Origin of the sequence: Desulfosporosinus fructosivorans (genome assembly GCF_004766045.1) — a bacterium.
GTDB classification, from domain to species: Bacteria; Bacillota; Desulfitobacteriia; order Desulfitobacteriales; family Desulfitobacteriaceae; genus Desulfosporosinus; species Desulfosporosinus fructosivorans.
The window spans coordinates 94,113-107,570 of the sequence record NZ_SPQQ01000013.1 but is presented as its reverse complement, the minus strand read 5'-3'; the positions used below and the strand labels follow the sequence as shown (position 1 = coordinate 107,570).

15 protein-coding genes and 1 riboswitch are annotated in these 13,458 nt (G+C 40.9%); of the genes, 10 read left to right on the top strand and 5 right to left on the bottom strand.

Annotated features, from left to right (window positions below; all coding sequences use genetic code 11):
- Positions 1–428: 428 nt before the first annotated feature.
- The 8 genes from E4K67_RS25045 to E4K67_RS25010 all read left to right on the top strand — a co-directional run bounded on the left by E4K67_RS25045 (position 429) and on the right by E4K67_RS25010 (position 8,056).
- A complete protein-coding gene (locus E4K67_RS25045; protein WP_135551736.1) occupies positions 429–1,412 on the top strand; it encodes a tripartite tricarboxylate transporter substrate binding protein in 984 nt (327 codons plus the stop codon).
- A 91-nt stretch (positions 1,413–1,503) separates the two neighbouring features.
- Positions 1,504–3,021 (top strand): tripartite tricarboxylate transporter permease, encoded by a 1,518-nt coding sequence (locus E4K67_RS25040; protein WP_135551734.1) that lies wholly within the window; start codon positions 1,504–1,506, stop codon positions 3,019–3,021.
- On the top strand, positions 3,008–3,463 hold the full coding sequence (locus E4K67_RS25035; RefSeq protein ID WP_135551733.1) for a tripartite tricarboxylate transporter TctB family protein: 456 nt from the start codon (positions 3,008–3,010) through the stop codon (positions 3,461–3,463). Before E4K67_RS25040 ends, E4K67_RS25035 begins: the two co-directional genes overlap by 14 nt.
- 94 nt (positions 3,464–3,557) lie before the next feature.
- Positions 3,558–4,598: an Ldh family oxidoreductase gene (locus E4K67_RS25030; RefSeq protein ID WP_135551731.1), complete on the top strand. Its 1,041-nt coding sequence runs from the start codon at positions 3,558–3,560 to the stop codon at positions 4,596–4,598.
- 212 nt (positions 4,599–4,810) lie between these two features.
- Positions 4,811–6,010, top strand: coding sequence for a saccharopine dehydrogenase family protein (locus E4K67_RS25025; protein ID WP_135551729.1), 1,200 nt, complete (start codon positions 4,811–4,813; stop codon positions 6,008–6,010).
- A gap of 10 nt (positions 6,011–6,020) precedes the next feature.
- Positions 6,021–7,160: a carboxynorspermidine decarboxylase gene (nspC, locus tag E4K67_RS25020; RefSeq protein WP_243454619.1), complete on the top strand. Its 1,140-nt coding sequence runs from the start codon at positions 6,021–6,023 to the stop codon at positions 7,158–7,160.
- Positions 7,161–7,205: 45 nt separating this feature from the next.
- Entirely contained in the window at positions 7,206–7,460 is a 255-nt protein-coding gene (locus tag E4K67_RS25015; RefSeq protein ID WP_135551725.1) for a hypothetical protein, read from the top strand.
- Between the two features lie 197 nt (positions 7,461–7,657).
- A complete protein-coding gene (locus E4K67_RS25010) occupies positions 7,658–8,056 on the top strand; it encodes a rhodanese-like domain-containing protein (protein ID WP_135551723.1) in 399 nt (132 codons plus the stop codon).
- A 6-nt stretch (positions 8,057–8,062) separates the two neighbouring features.
- On the opposite strand, the gene E4K67_RS25005 is transcribed toward E4K67_RS25010, so the two are convergent.
- The 3 genes from E4K67_RS25005 to E4K67_RS24995 all read right to left on the bottom strand — a co-directional run bounded on the left by E4K67_RS25005 (position 8,063) and on the right by E4K67_RS24995 (position 10,262).
- A complete protein-coding gene (locus E4K67_RS25005; RefSeq protein WP_135551721.1) occupies positions 8,063–8,383 on the bottom strand; it encodes a DUF1904 domain-containing protein in 321 nt (106 codons plus the stop codon).
- Between the two features lie 131 nt (positions 8,384–8,514).
- Complete coding sequence (locus tag E4K67_RS25000; protein WP_135551720.1) at positions 8,515–8,706, bottom strand: hypothetical protein; 192 nt, start codon at positions 8,704–8,706, stop codon at positions 8,515–8,517.
- 134 nt (positions 8,707–8,840) lie between these two features.
- Complete coding sequence (locus tag E4K67_RS24995; RefSeq protein ID WP_135551718.1) at positions 8,841–10,262, bottom strand: NlpC/P60 family protein; 1,422 nt, start codon at positions 10,260–10,262, stop codon at positions 8,841–8,843.
- Positions 10,263–10,264: 2 nt separating this feature from the next.
- A riboswitch (cyclic di-AMP (ydaO/yuaA leader) is annotated at positions 10,265–10,401 on the bottom strand.
- 194 nt (positions 10,402–10,595) lie between these two features.
- Between E4K67_RS24995 and E4K67_RS24990 the strand changes: the two genes are divergently transcribed.
- Together E4K67_RS24990 and lepB are read left to right on the top strand one after the other, a co-directional pair.
- Positions 10,596–11,222 carry a DUF3231 family protein gene (locus E4K67_RS24990; RefSeq protein WP_135551716.1) on the top strand — a complete coding sequence of 209 codons (627 nt, stop codon included), beginning with the start codon at positions 10,596–10,598 and terminating at the stop codon, positions 11,220–11,222.
- 231 nt (positions 11,223–11,453) lie between these two features.
- Complete coding sequence (lepB, locus tag E4K67_RS24985) at positions 11,454–11,990, top strand: signal peptidase I (RefSeq protein WP_135551714.1); 537 nt, start codon at positions 11,454–11,456, stop codon at positions 11,988–11,990.
- 167 nt (positions 11,991–12,157) lie between these two features.
- Here the strand turns inward: lepB and bshB2 are convergent, their stop codons facing one another.
- Positions 12,158–12,829: a bacillithiol biosynthesis deacetylase BshB2 gene (gene bshB2, locus E4K67_RS24980; protein WP_135551712.1), complete on the bottom strand. Its 672-nt coding sequence runs from the start codon at positions 12,827–12,829 to the stop codon at positions 12,158–12,160.
- A gap of 76 nt (positions 12,830–12,905) precedes the next feature.
- The gene (locus tag E4K67_RS24975; RefSeq protein ID WP_135551710.1) at positions 12,906–13,256 is read right to left on the bottom strand and encodes a YojF family protein; all 351 of its coding nucleotides are present in this window, start codon (positions 13,254–13,256) and stop codon (positions 12,906–12,908) included.
- Between the last annotated feature and the right edge of the window lie 202 nt (positions 13,257–13,458).

Here is a 13,458-nt window from a genome sequence, read left to right as displayed (position 1 = left end):
GTGTGGGTCAAATGCTCACGGTTTAAGTCCTGGGGGTCTAAGATTTAATGGAGTCATTATTAAATCTTAGACCCTTTTTCTATAACGTCAGATAGTTTGTCATGGTTATTCTGCTATGAGTAATATTGATTATAAGAAGCTGAATTTGAAGCGGGAAAATGTCACATTAAAGGCGAATAATAAACTATTATTAATAAAAAGTAATGTGGTAATACCTCATACCTTATTATTGGCTGCGGTTTTTTCCAATCCTTTGGAGAAGCCCCCATCGCCGTGGTCATAGGATTGAGAAAGTGAACACGTGATTCTTAAACTTAGGCGGTAAAAATCGATCGTATTTAAAAATTACTTAATATTCTTTATGTAGATTTACCTTCTTGCTTTAAATCTAGGGAAATAAACTTAATTGAAACAAAGGGGAGTTAATCGTGAAGAAAAACAGAATTTTGGTTTCGATTGTTGGCATTGTCGTAATTTTAGCGCTTACTTTAACAGGATGTGGACAGAAAGCTACAGCAACTAAGGAGAAATATCCCACCAAGCCACTTAACATGATTATTGCGTTTAGTGCTGGCGGTTCCAGTGATATCCAAGCTCGGATTATGCAAAAGTACTGGAATAAATATGTGCCAGAGCAACCTTGGGTATTTAACTATACGACTGGTGCAGGTGGAGCTATCGGTTTTGGTGCAATCGCTAAGGCTCAACCTGACGGGTATACTCTCGGTGGAGTTAATACACCACACATGATTATTCAGCCAATGGGTCAAGGCGCTGAATTCAAAATTGACGATTTTCAGTATATCGCTCAGGTTGTTAATGACCCGCAAGTATTAGCAGTTCATAAGGACAGTCAGTTCAAAACCTGGCAAGGAGCTATTGATTATGCCAAAGCCAATCCTAAGAAGCTCAAAGTTGGTATAGTCGGTACCTACACGGGTCACCATATGATGCTCCTTGACCTTCAAGCAAAAACAGGTATTGAAGTTACCCAGGTTGTTTACAAAGGTGCTGCAGATCAAAACGCAGCTCTCCTAGGTAAAGAAATAGATCTTATGGTCGGGAACGTAAATGATGTAATGCGCAGTATGGATAATATGAGAATCCTGGGAGTTGCAGCCGAGAAACGTAGTGAATTCTTACCTGACGCTCCAACCCTCAAAGAAACTGGTCTTGATATGGTGTCAGATATTCGTCGTGCATTCGTAGTTCCAAAGGCTACCGATGCTGACAAGGTTAAATTCCTCCGCGATACCTTTAAGAAAATTCAAGATGATCCCGAGTATCTTGCAGACATGAAAAAAGCCGGACAGCCTACAGATTATATGTCGGGTGAAGACTTTGACAAGTATGTTCATGATCAAGAAGCGATCAATAAAGCACTATTAGTTAAGTTCAATTTAATGAAGTAACTGATTCAAAAAAGCATGTTAGTTCATTGCAAACTTTCAAGGGTGGAGCGGACTCTCTGTCCTTGGAAATTTGTTAAAAGGAGGATAAATTATGCTTCAGGTCATTCTCACGGGATTTGCAAACAGCTTTATACCTTTTAATTTTTTCCTAATAGTAGCTGGTCTTACGGGTGGTATCGTAATTGGTGCGCTCCCTGGTCTTACAGCTACCATGGGAGTAGCCTTGATGGTTCCTGTTACCTTTGCCATGAATCCCATTAGCGGATTAATTATGCTAGGGGCAATTTATTCCGGAGCAATCTATGGAGGTTCTAACTCTGCGATTCTAATTAACACTCCTGGTACCCCTTCTTCAGTTGCAACCACTTTTGACGGTTACCCGATGTGTCAAAAGGGAGACGCGGAGGGAGCTTTGAATGCTTCATTAATAGCTTCTGCTTTTGGTGGAGTTATAGGTACTTTGTTTCTTTTATTCCTAGCAGCTCCAATGGCACAATTGGCTCTCAAATTTGGAGCAGCGGAATTCTTCTGGCTCTGTATTTTTGGGCTCAGTACTATCGCAGCCATGTCCCAAGGGAATGTAGTGAAAGGATTAATATCCGGGGCTTTGGGTATGCTCATCAGTACAATCGGTCTTGATCCAATTGAAGGTGCCCGCCGTTTTACCTTTGGTACCTATTCTTTAGTGCAGGGTATTGAAGTGATCCCAGCCATGATTGGCCTGTTCTCCTTCTCTCAGGTTATCATCCTGGTTGGGAGCAAAAATAAATTTATTGCAGAATATAAAGGCAAAAAAGGTGCAACGTTGCGTGTGGCAAGGATACTATTTAAGAAGGCAAAAGTTAACTTATTACGTTCCTCTATTATGGGCACTATTATAGGTATTTTACCAGGCGCAGGTGGAGAAATTGCATCCATTATCTCCTACAATGAAGCAAAACGTTGGGATAAAAACAAGGCCAATTTCGGAACAGGTGCTATTGAAGGGGTTGTTGCCAGTGAGGCAGCAAACAATGCGACCATCGGCGGCAGCTTGATTCCCATGTTAACCTTAGGTATTCCAGGTAGTGCTGTTGCAGCAGTTATTATGGGTGCCTTGCTGGCTCATGGTATTCAACCTGGCTTTAAGATCTTTACAAATAACCCTGATCTTGCCTACAGCTTTATTATTTCTATGATTGTTGGTAATATTGTGATGGTTTTCGTGGGTGCACTCCTTATCAAAGGGACAGCTAAAGTTCTTAATGTCCCAACCTCCTATATAGGGGTTGCCATTGTCTCCCTCTCAATTATTGGTTCCTATGCAATTAGAAACAGCATAGTTGATGTTATGGTTATGATTTTCTTTGGTCTAGTTGGATACTTTGGAGGGAAAATTGGCTTTGACACAGGTGCTATGGCCCTTGGAATTATTCTGGGACCCATCGTGGAAGATAATCTAGGTCGATCTATATCAATAGCGGGTGCAGAAGGCTCTGTATTTAAGGTTTTCTTTTCCCACCCAATCTCTTTGTTATTAATAATTCTTACGGTTGTTTCAGTTATGACACCAGCGGTCATGGCAAAATATCATGCCAAAAAGGGGGCGGCAGCAAATGACAAAGCGTAAATCTGATCTACTTGCTGGATTGGTTAGTGTTTTAGTGGCCGTTGTCTTTATGGTTCAAGGGTCCGAGCTTACTGAACGAAGTAATACTTTTCCACAGGTCCTTGAGATTTTCCTCATTGTAACTGGGATTTATCTGATTACTCGTGGAATTAGAACAAATGGAGCTGAGAAGGGAGTAGAAGAGGTAAATGACCTCCACTGGCTGAAGCCAACAGTCATTGTCTTAGCTACATTTATTTATGTAGCCGGCATTGTTTATATCGGGTTCTATGTATGCACTTTGGTATATCTACTCTTGGGTTCCTGGTATTTGAATGAAAAAGGCTTTACTCTTTCTGCTTTGGTATTCTCGTCGTTTTTTAGTATAGGAATTACTGTTGTGTTATATTTAACATTTACAGTTTTTCTGAAGGTGCCTACTCCCAATGGTTTGCTTTTTTAGTTGAGCTTAATATTTCCATCGGAAGAGGGAAGAGGGAAGAAGGTAAGTTTGAGTGTCAGGGTGCAGGATGTATATTCGGTAGGAAGGTTGGATAATGAAACAACGTTATTCTCAGCATACGCTCGAAAATTTTTGTAAAGCCCTTTTGATGGCAGTCGAAGTCCCCGCGGCTGAGGCACTAATCGTTTCCTCAATTCTTGTGGATACTAGCCTAGATGGGGTGGATACCCATGGAATTAGTCGTTTACCAATATATCTATCTCGCATTTTGAATGGAAGAATTAATCCCAAGCCGTCAATTCAAAAAAATTTGAATGATGCAATCGCTAGTGTCGATGGAGATAACGGTCTAGGACAACTTGTGGCTTATCGGTCTATGTCCTTAGCAATTGAGTTAGCCAAAGAGTATGGTCTTGGTTTCGTTACAGTTAAGAACAGTAATCATTTTGGAGCGGCTTCAACCTATTGTAAAATGGCTGCGCAAGAGCGAATGCTTGGGCAAGCATATACAAATTCACCCAGTGGAATTCCTCCCTGGGGAGGAAAGAGTCCTTATTTCGGAACGAATCCGATTTCATTTGGATTCCCAACTGGAGATCAACCGATTGTGATTGATATGTCTTCCTCAACCGTTGCCCGTGGAAATATTATTTTGGCGGCAAAGGAAGGACGTTCGATTCCTGAGGGCTGGGCCATCAATAAGGACGGCAATTCGACGGCGGATGCCAAAGAGGCACTGCAAGGAGCAGTTTTGCCAGTCGGTGGAGCAAAAGGATATGCGCTGGCTTTGGCAGTCGAGGTTATGTCCGGGATCATCAGTGGCTCTGCTTACGGAACTCACGTAGGATGGATTTACGATGATTCTCTTGAACCAGTCAATATCGGGCATAGCTTTTTCGCGTTGGATATTTCGCGACTTATGCCCTTTGAGGATTATGCCCAAAGAATGACTGATATGATCGGAGAAATAAGAGATGTTCCGAGAGCGGATGGAGCTGATGCCATTCGGATTCCTGGTGAACGGCGGCAGTCAATAGCGAAGGAACGGAAAAAGAATGGAATTCCTATTAATGATGGGCTATTTCAAGAACTCAATGAGCTCGCCACGAAATTTGGTCTTTCGATTCTTGAATAACTGAAAGTGCTAACAGGCAATGTTACAATATGATAAATGGAGGCACTTAAAGGATCAAAATAAGAAAGGTATCGGTTTAGCAAACCGGTGCCTTTTCTTATTTTACACAACAAAAAATTGTATCAGGAAGGTATTTTGTTGTATTATTGATTATTTGTACTGATTTAGGTATAATTTGCATTGTTGTATAAATGAGTGGGAGGTTTTCTAAAATGGGAAAAGCTTTGATTATTGGCGCTGGTGGAGTTGCCAGTGTTGCTATTCATAAATGTTGTCAGAATCCCGATGTTTTTGAGGAGATTTGTATCGCGAGCAGAACTGTCGAAAAATGTGAAGCTATTAAGACCAAATTGGCAGGAAGTCGCACAATAATTCATACGGCACAGCTAGATGCTGATAATACCGATTTGGTAATTGACTTGATAAAGAGTTTTAAGCCAGATATTGTCATTAACCTTGCGCTCCCTTACCAGGATTTGACGATTATGGATGCTTGCCTAGCTACTGGTGTTGATTATCTAGATACGGCAAATTATGAACCACCCGACATTGCCAAATTCGAATACAAATGGCAGTGGGCCTATCGGGAAAAATTTGCTAAGGCTGGCTTAACTGCGTTGTTGGGGAGTGGTTTTGATCCTGGAGTTACCGGCGTCTTTTGTGCCTATGCTCAGAAACATTATTTTGATGAAATTCATTCTATTGATATTGTGGATGCCAATGCTGGAGATCATGGATATCCGTTTGCTACAAATTTTAACCCTGAAATTAATATTCGCGAAATTACAGCACAAGGAAGATACTATGAAAACGGTTCATGGGTCGAAACTGATCCTCTTTCAGTGAAAGAAGTTTACGACCTTCCTGAGATAGGCCCAAAAAACATATATCTTATGTATCATGAAGAGCTAGAATCGTTGGCCATTCATATCAAGGGAATTAAGCGGATAAGATTCTGGATGACTTTCTCTGACAATTATCTTAATCATTTACACGTGCTCGAAAATATTGGCATGACTTCGATTCAGCCCATAGAATTTGAGGGCCAACAGATCATTCCTTTACAGTTTTTAAAGGCGATGCTTCCTGATCCGGCATCCCTCGGACCAAGAACTAAGGGGAAAACGAATATCGGCTGTATAATGCAAGGAACTAAAGACGGAATGCCCAAAACCTATTATGTATATAACATTTGTGATCATCAAGAATGTTATGCCGAGGTGGGGTCGCAGGCTATCTCGTACACAACAGGGGTTCCGGCCATGATTGGAGCAATGTTGATGCTTAAAGGTATTTGGAAGAAACCTGGTGTCTTTAATGTTGAGGAATTTGATCCTGATCCGTTTATGGAAGCGCTTAATATTTGTGGTTTACCATGGCAAGAAAGCTTCTCGCCAACACTCATTGACTGAGGTGAAAGTATTGGACATAAATTTTAGTGCACTTCCATCCCCCTGCTATATTGTGGATGAACGACTTCTTTTAAGGAATCTAGAAATACTGCATTCCGTACAACAGCGTACGGGATGCAGCATTCTTCTTGCTTTAAAGGGATTTTCAATGTATTCGGCATTTCCTCTCTTGGGCAAATATCTTAAAGGTGTAACAGCAAGCTCGCTGTTTGAGGCTAGATTGGGCTTTGAAGAAATGGGGAAAGAAGTTCATATTTATGCGCCGGCTTATATTGAGGCGGAATTTGATGAAATCCTCCGCACTTGTGACCATATTACCTTTAATTCGTTTGCGCAATGGCGTCGATTCAAAGACAAAGTAAACAACATTAAAACAAAAAAGGTAAGCTGCGGCATTCGTATCAATCCGGAATATTCGGAGATCGAGACGCCTATCTATGATCCCTGTTATGAGTATTCAAGACTGGGTGTGACACTGTCTAATTTTCGACCTACAGAGCTTGAGGGCCTTGAAGGACTTCATTTTCACACAATGTGTGAGCAGAATTCTGATACCCTTGAACGTACACTTCAGGTGGTAGATCAAAAATTTGGTGACTATATCAAAACCATGAAATGGCTCAATTTTGGTGGTGGGCATCATATTACCAGACCCGATTATGATATTGAAACTTTGGTGCGTTCCATAACGTTTTTTCAGGATAAATATGGAGTGGATATCTATCTTGAACCTGGTGAGGCTGTGGCTTTGAACACGGGTTTTCTTGTTGCCACGGTTCTTGACATAGTAGATAATGGCATGAAAATTGCTATTTTAGACACTTCGGCAGCATGCCACATGCCGGATGTGCTCGAGATGCCATATAGACCGAATATAATCGGTGCTGGAAACCCTGGTCAATATCCTTATACCTACAGATTGGGTGGACATACTTGTCTTGCTGGAGACATAATTGGCGATTATTCGTTCAAACAGCCTTTGCAAGCAGGAGATAGGCTTGCATTTTGTGACATGGCCCACTATACTATGGTCAAGAATAATACATTCAACGGTGTAAATCTACCGTCTATTGCACTTTTCAGTGAAAAAGAAGGCATTAAGATCATTCGGCAATTTGGGTATGAAGATTTCAAAACACGTTTATCATGAGAAATCAAGGGCTATTATAAAGATACATCGATGGTGAGGTGTTTAATGAATGATTTAATAGATTACAAAAGAGCCAATCATAAAAAGAAGCATGTTCAGGATGTTCCAGAAGGAATTTTAGATGTAATTGAGACGGATTATCCTAGTGAATACCGTTTGATATTAGAGGATCAAACTCGGATAACACCCTTGTTTACCAATGAAGAATGGATTGATATATTGACAAAATCGAGAAATTCTTACATGAGTCATATTCAACGAGTAAACTTATCGAAAAAATGTCTGGCTCAAGGAAATTGAATCATTATCAAGTATTCAGGGTTTAGGCTGTGCTGAAAGCGCAGTCTGAACCCCTTTTGTTGAAATAATTTTCAAAGCTTCTTTAATGCCTATGACGCCAATTGACAAAAATACTAATTGCACAGTACAATGCTAATATACCCTCAGAGGGTATATTAGCATTGTTGTCATAGTTTGTTATCGGAAAGGAATGGCGTATGAATCAAACCATCTCGATCACCATTATGGTAGTAGGAATCCTATTAATTTGGACCTATCTTAAAAGCTCAGGGACTGCTAGTAAATTAAGAATTGATCCAACGGAAGCAAAAAAGAGATTAGATATGGAAAAGGGGATCATTCTTTTGGATGTTAGAACCCGAGAGGAATATCTCGAGAATCATATTCCCAAAAGCACTTTGATTCCTTTAAATGTACTAGCGATGGAAGCTAGCAAGAAATTGCCGGATAAACAAGTCACTATTTTTGTCTACTGTAGGAGCGGAAATCGAAGTGGTGCTGCTGTAAAGAGGTTATTGAAACAGGGTTATACAAGTGTTTTTGATTTGGGCGGCATTATACGCTGGCCTTACAAGACGGTTTCTGGCAAGAAGTAAAATATTTCACTCTCCAAATTCATAGTAGCGTGGTTTCTCCAAAATTGTGAACATAATATCAACACTGGAACAGCCACCTTCATTGAGTAATCGGCTAATGGTATGAGCCACTTGGTCTTGAATTTCTTGTCCACGATCAAACCAAGCGATCTCAACAAAAGGATAACCAGAGGCAACGTCACCATCCATGATAAAGGTTGAGTGAATCACCTCGAGGGTAAAGTAGTCCCGCGGAGATTGGGTCAATACTGCAAGTTCATCGATCAGCTGCTTACTTAGTTTGCGAATAATCTCTATTTCGATTCCGCGCATCTTAATTTGGGGCATTAGAATCCTCCTTTGTGGTAGTTATATGAATCATAATGCAGCTGGTTCTAAGAAGCAAGGGATACAAATTCATCTGAAACCAACTAGGAAAAACAAAAAGTCCGCAAAAGCGGACTTTTTAAATTACTCCTTTAATGCATTAGATGGTTATGCTGTCCTTGCTGTTGTTCAGTCGGTTGTCCCTGAGCAGGTACTAATCCTTGATTTGGAGGCACCTTGCTTTTCAACTCGTTAAAGGCTTGTTCCATCTGGGAATACTTATCCTTAAGTTCTCCTAATTCACTGGCTAAAGCTTCTCTGGTAGCTTCGTCTTTATTACTCAAAAAGAAAACCCCCTTCAATAATTCAATATTAAACAGTATTTCCTGAATTGCAGGAAATATGTTGAATCATGAGAGGGGGCGGATAACCAGGTGAGTGAAGTTGATTTTCTAGTGGTGGACCATAGATCTGCTCTCTAATTATACCTGCGTGCTCCGATATAACGTGAAGAGTAAAAGCCATCATTGAGACTTGAGGTGATAACCCCACTTCTAGGGTTACTGGCATGAACAAAACTGCCACCACCCTTATATATGCCCACATGAGATGCTCCCGGAGCATAGGTCGTAAAGAATACTAAATCACCAGGTTGGAGATCATTTTTGCTGACGGCTCCACCTGAAGCGAATTGAGCAAAAGAAGTACGAGGAAGGGATATCCCAGAACTAGCGTAGACATATTTAGCAAAACCTGAACAATCAAAGCCTTGCTGAGACGTTCCGCCAAAAACATAGGAGGTTCCTTGCATGCTGAGTGCACGACTTACGAGGGAAGACGAACCGCTGCTTCCGCGGGAGGATGCCATTGCAATAGTGACAGGCTTACTACTAGGTCCTTTAGCAATAACTTCATTGACGGGAGTTTGAGTGATCTTTTCATCTAATACTTGTTTGGTAACGTCGATACCGTTCTTTTGTACATAAGAATAGGTCACTAATTTAGAGCCATTACTTCCTTTTTCGATGACTTTCGTTTGGCCGACGCCTAAACTATTATCAGCTTTTGTCACGACATCATAGGGAATTGTTTCCGGACCCGTATAGGTTCCCTCACTGACGACAGTAAGATAAGGTGTAGTATTAACAAGTTTGATAATTTGGCCGGGCTTTAACTTCGTGTCTTTGGTTGCTCCCGAATTACCAGCTAAGACTTCATCAGTCAACATGTCATTTTTGCGGGCAATCAGCCACCAAGAATCATTGGGTTGGACAGTATAATCTTTAGTCATTATCTTTCCGTCGAGTAACAATTTAAACGCTTGATCAATAGGTTTCATTTGATCTGGTTGGACCTCAGCCTTTTCAATACTAATCTTTTCGGAAAAATTAACGGAAGTTACCTTATTATCATCACTGGGTTTAACAAAATTAGCTTCATAGTCTTTAAGAACTTTATCAGAATCTTCTTTACTTGGTAAAACTGCGATTAACGAACCGTCTGCCTCTAACTTATAACCCTCAAGATAAATTCTTAATTTATCTTCCAAAGTCTTTTCACTCAAGGTGGATTTAACATAGACTTCGGGATTAACCCTGACCTTCTCATATGTAATTTGATCATGCGTTTTAGCATTGAGTCCAAATGGCTTGCCATGTTGTTCTAAAATCCCTTCTACGAGATTTTGACCGGTATCAACATTACTAACTAAGCCAATCTGTTGACCGTTAAGCATTACCGCAGCCGCAGAAGTTGTTGTCGAAAGATAATAGGTGAGCCCGCCAGTTAGGATAATCGTAATAGATAGAGCTCCGATGACTTGTGGTGATTTCCAAGATATTTTCTGTAGAGTGTTAAAAGCAACGCCTTTTATCTGGGACAGGACTGGAGACAAATGCATATTTTTTCACCTTTCATAGCTTACGAGGTTAGTTGACGGATTCGGACGGTAAGGTGTAAGCCCGACGCGCATGGTGCACGTTTCACCCCAAAAAAAAATCCCCCGCTCTAGGTGGACCTAGATTTAGCTTTTTGTTACTATGTTCAACATATTAATAATTATTCGACTAGGAATGCGAAAATCCTCTAAGTAAATTTTGGAAATTTTAATGAAAATTTATTTATTTCATATTCGTTGAATATGGAAAACCTAAGGAGGGAATATTAAATGAATAAAAAACAATTCATTGGAGGTCAAATATGAGCCGACATCGGTGAATTTTTTGAGAGTTGTTTGAATGATTTTATTGAAATTAGCAAAAAAGTAAATGTTATGGCTTTATCGAAAGGACTTATTGCCAGAGCACCTAACATACCTATACCTGACAGGGTGGAATTTGTTACTGCAGACATAAGCTTTTTTAAAGGTCTAATGGGAGATAAGAGGCCAATCAACGCCTTGGAAATTTGTCATATTTTTATTAATATTCATCAGAGACAACTAGAAAACGCATTAATACTTGGATTTGGTCAGGTCGCAAAAGCAAAAAAAGTTAAAGATTATTTTTCTAGGGGAAAACAAATTATTGATAAGCAGGTAGGTGTTCTTGGTTCACTTATGGAAGATGAGGACTTGCCGAAACCTATAAATTTCGATTATCTTGTAACCGACTCAACAGAATCTCCATATTCTGATAAATTGATGATGTTCCATGCAACAATATTTTTAGCACATAGCATCTCGGGTTACGGACTTGCGTTAGCAAATTGTGCAAGAACAGATATAATAGCTGATATCACTCGTCTTATGGCGGAATTTGGTGATTATGTAAAAGATGGATTAGATTTAATGATTGAAAATGGTTGGTTGGAAAGAGTTCCCGAAGCCGCTAACCGAAAAGAATTACGTACAACGAATTAATTAACGATGCCAAATTGATAAGTTGTGCTACTTGACGAGAACTCCCAGCTAGTGACGCCCTCCCACGTTTATAAATCGTGAGAGGGCTTATTTTAAAAAGGTGGGTGAATGTAATCTCCCAAAAGGGATGAACTTTTAAGGGACTACGTGGAAAGAATTCCAAGTATAGTTTACTAGGAGGAATTAATTCCGTCATGGTATAATGACAAATAAAAAAAGGGGGCAATTGCAATGGCTAGTGCGCGGAGTACAAAGAAATTTTTGTTTGAAACACTAGAAATTCTTATATTTGCATTCATCCTATCATGGGGATTACGAAGCACAGTTGTTGCAGCAGTGAATGTTCCGAGTGGATCGATGTTACCTACAATCCAGCTTCAGGACAGATTAGTAGTAGACAAATTATCATTTAAATTGACGGAAATTAACAGAGGGGACGTTATTGTTTTCCGTCCCCTTACAAGTGTTGATTCAAGTGGTGACTTTTGGATTAAAAGGGTAATTGGCTTGCCAGGAGACAAGGTGGAGATCAAAGATGGTGAGGTTTTTATTAATGACCATGCATTAACGGAATCCTACGAAATGGAAAAACCTAATTATACGTATGGTCCGTTAATGATTCCAAAAGACTCGTATTTTGTATTAGGTGATAATCGTAATAATAGTCTCGATAGTCATTATTGGGGCGTATTACCAGCAGAAAATGTTGTAGGAAGAGCCTTGTTTAGATACTGGCCACTTGATCATTTCGGATTATTGGCAAAATAGGTACAATACAGTGAATAAACGGGTGGCCCATGGATTATGCCCCCAAGTATGTAAACAGTTGGTGAAACCAGACCTTGACGCTGAGGCGCGCTTATAGCCCCAGCCACTAAAACAAGAAACAAGACCGTTTGTTGAAACGGTCTTGTTTCTTGTTTTAATTTGAGTGCTTACGAAAAACGATAGGTCCAGAAAGATTCGCTCTCGAGCAGGTGACTGAAGGAGCTCTCGAACGACTGTTCATTGAACTGACCTTTCGCGATACGAGCCAGAATCCCTTGTGATTGTGAACCGTGTGCTTTAATAGCGGCCAGCTTTACTTCTGACATGGCTGAAATATCGTTGACGATATCCGGTGGGCCGAGCACATCCAGAGAGTCGTGCGAAAAAGCATGGGCGTATACTACAGGACGGTCTTGAACGGAGAGGCGTGCAATGGCCCGAATCGTCACATCACCCAGAGCATTGTGATCTGGATGCACTGCATATCCGGGATAGTGGGTCAGAACCAGAGAGGGTCGAATCTCTCGGAGGATTTGTTCAATTCGATCAATCAATAGTTCTGGGTCTTCAAACTCAATCGTTTTATCGCGTAAGCCAAGTTTAATTACATGTTGGATGCCGATAGCCTGGCATGCTTCCGCCAACTCTGCTTCCCGAATATTCGGCAGCGACTCTCGGGTGGCGAAGAACGGTTTTCCCATGTTTCGCCCCATTTGGCCTAAAGTACCACAGATATAAGTAACTGGAACACCCGATTTGGCGAATTGCGCGATCGTTCCGCCACAACCAAACGTTTCATCGTCTGGATGGGGGAAAACTACAAGGACGTGTTGTTCCAAAAAATATTCCTCCCCGTTAATTCAAATTTCACGGACACCGCATGAACACCCGTTGAAAATACGGGGTCATGTGGCACTATAGATCAAAAGGGTTCAAACTAAGTTCAAGAGCGACAGCCAGTCGTCCCTCTTGATCATGACCGGCGAGTAGAAGCTGACCTTCTGGCGTCAACTCAAAATCAGTCAGTCCCTCAGCATACACCCAACCGAGTTTCAGCTTGAGTCCGACACGGTATGGGCCATCACCCGTGATAACCCCTCGACCAAAGGAGATGCGAGCATTGCGAATATATGCGCCAACAGACATGTTGCTCTCTTGGCTATGGACTGCATAAGCTCCATTGGTCGTCTCTAGGTGGAGGTACACTTCGCGGTTGAGAAAGCTGTCCAGTGCGTGTTGCACCATCGATTTATCTATTGGGTTCATGAACTATCCACCACCTCAACTAATTTTCTCCTCATTATATTACTAATTCTCTCTTATTCAAAGTCGCCTAGGGCAGTATCCATAGCTGTTCTTATCAGCAGCCTTATCCGAATCGTTGTTAACGATGTTGTTTAGAGAGGACATTGACAAGAAAAAGGCGCAAAACATTGAACTTGCTACTTTTCAGTTCAGTGTTTTTTTA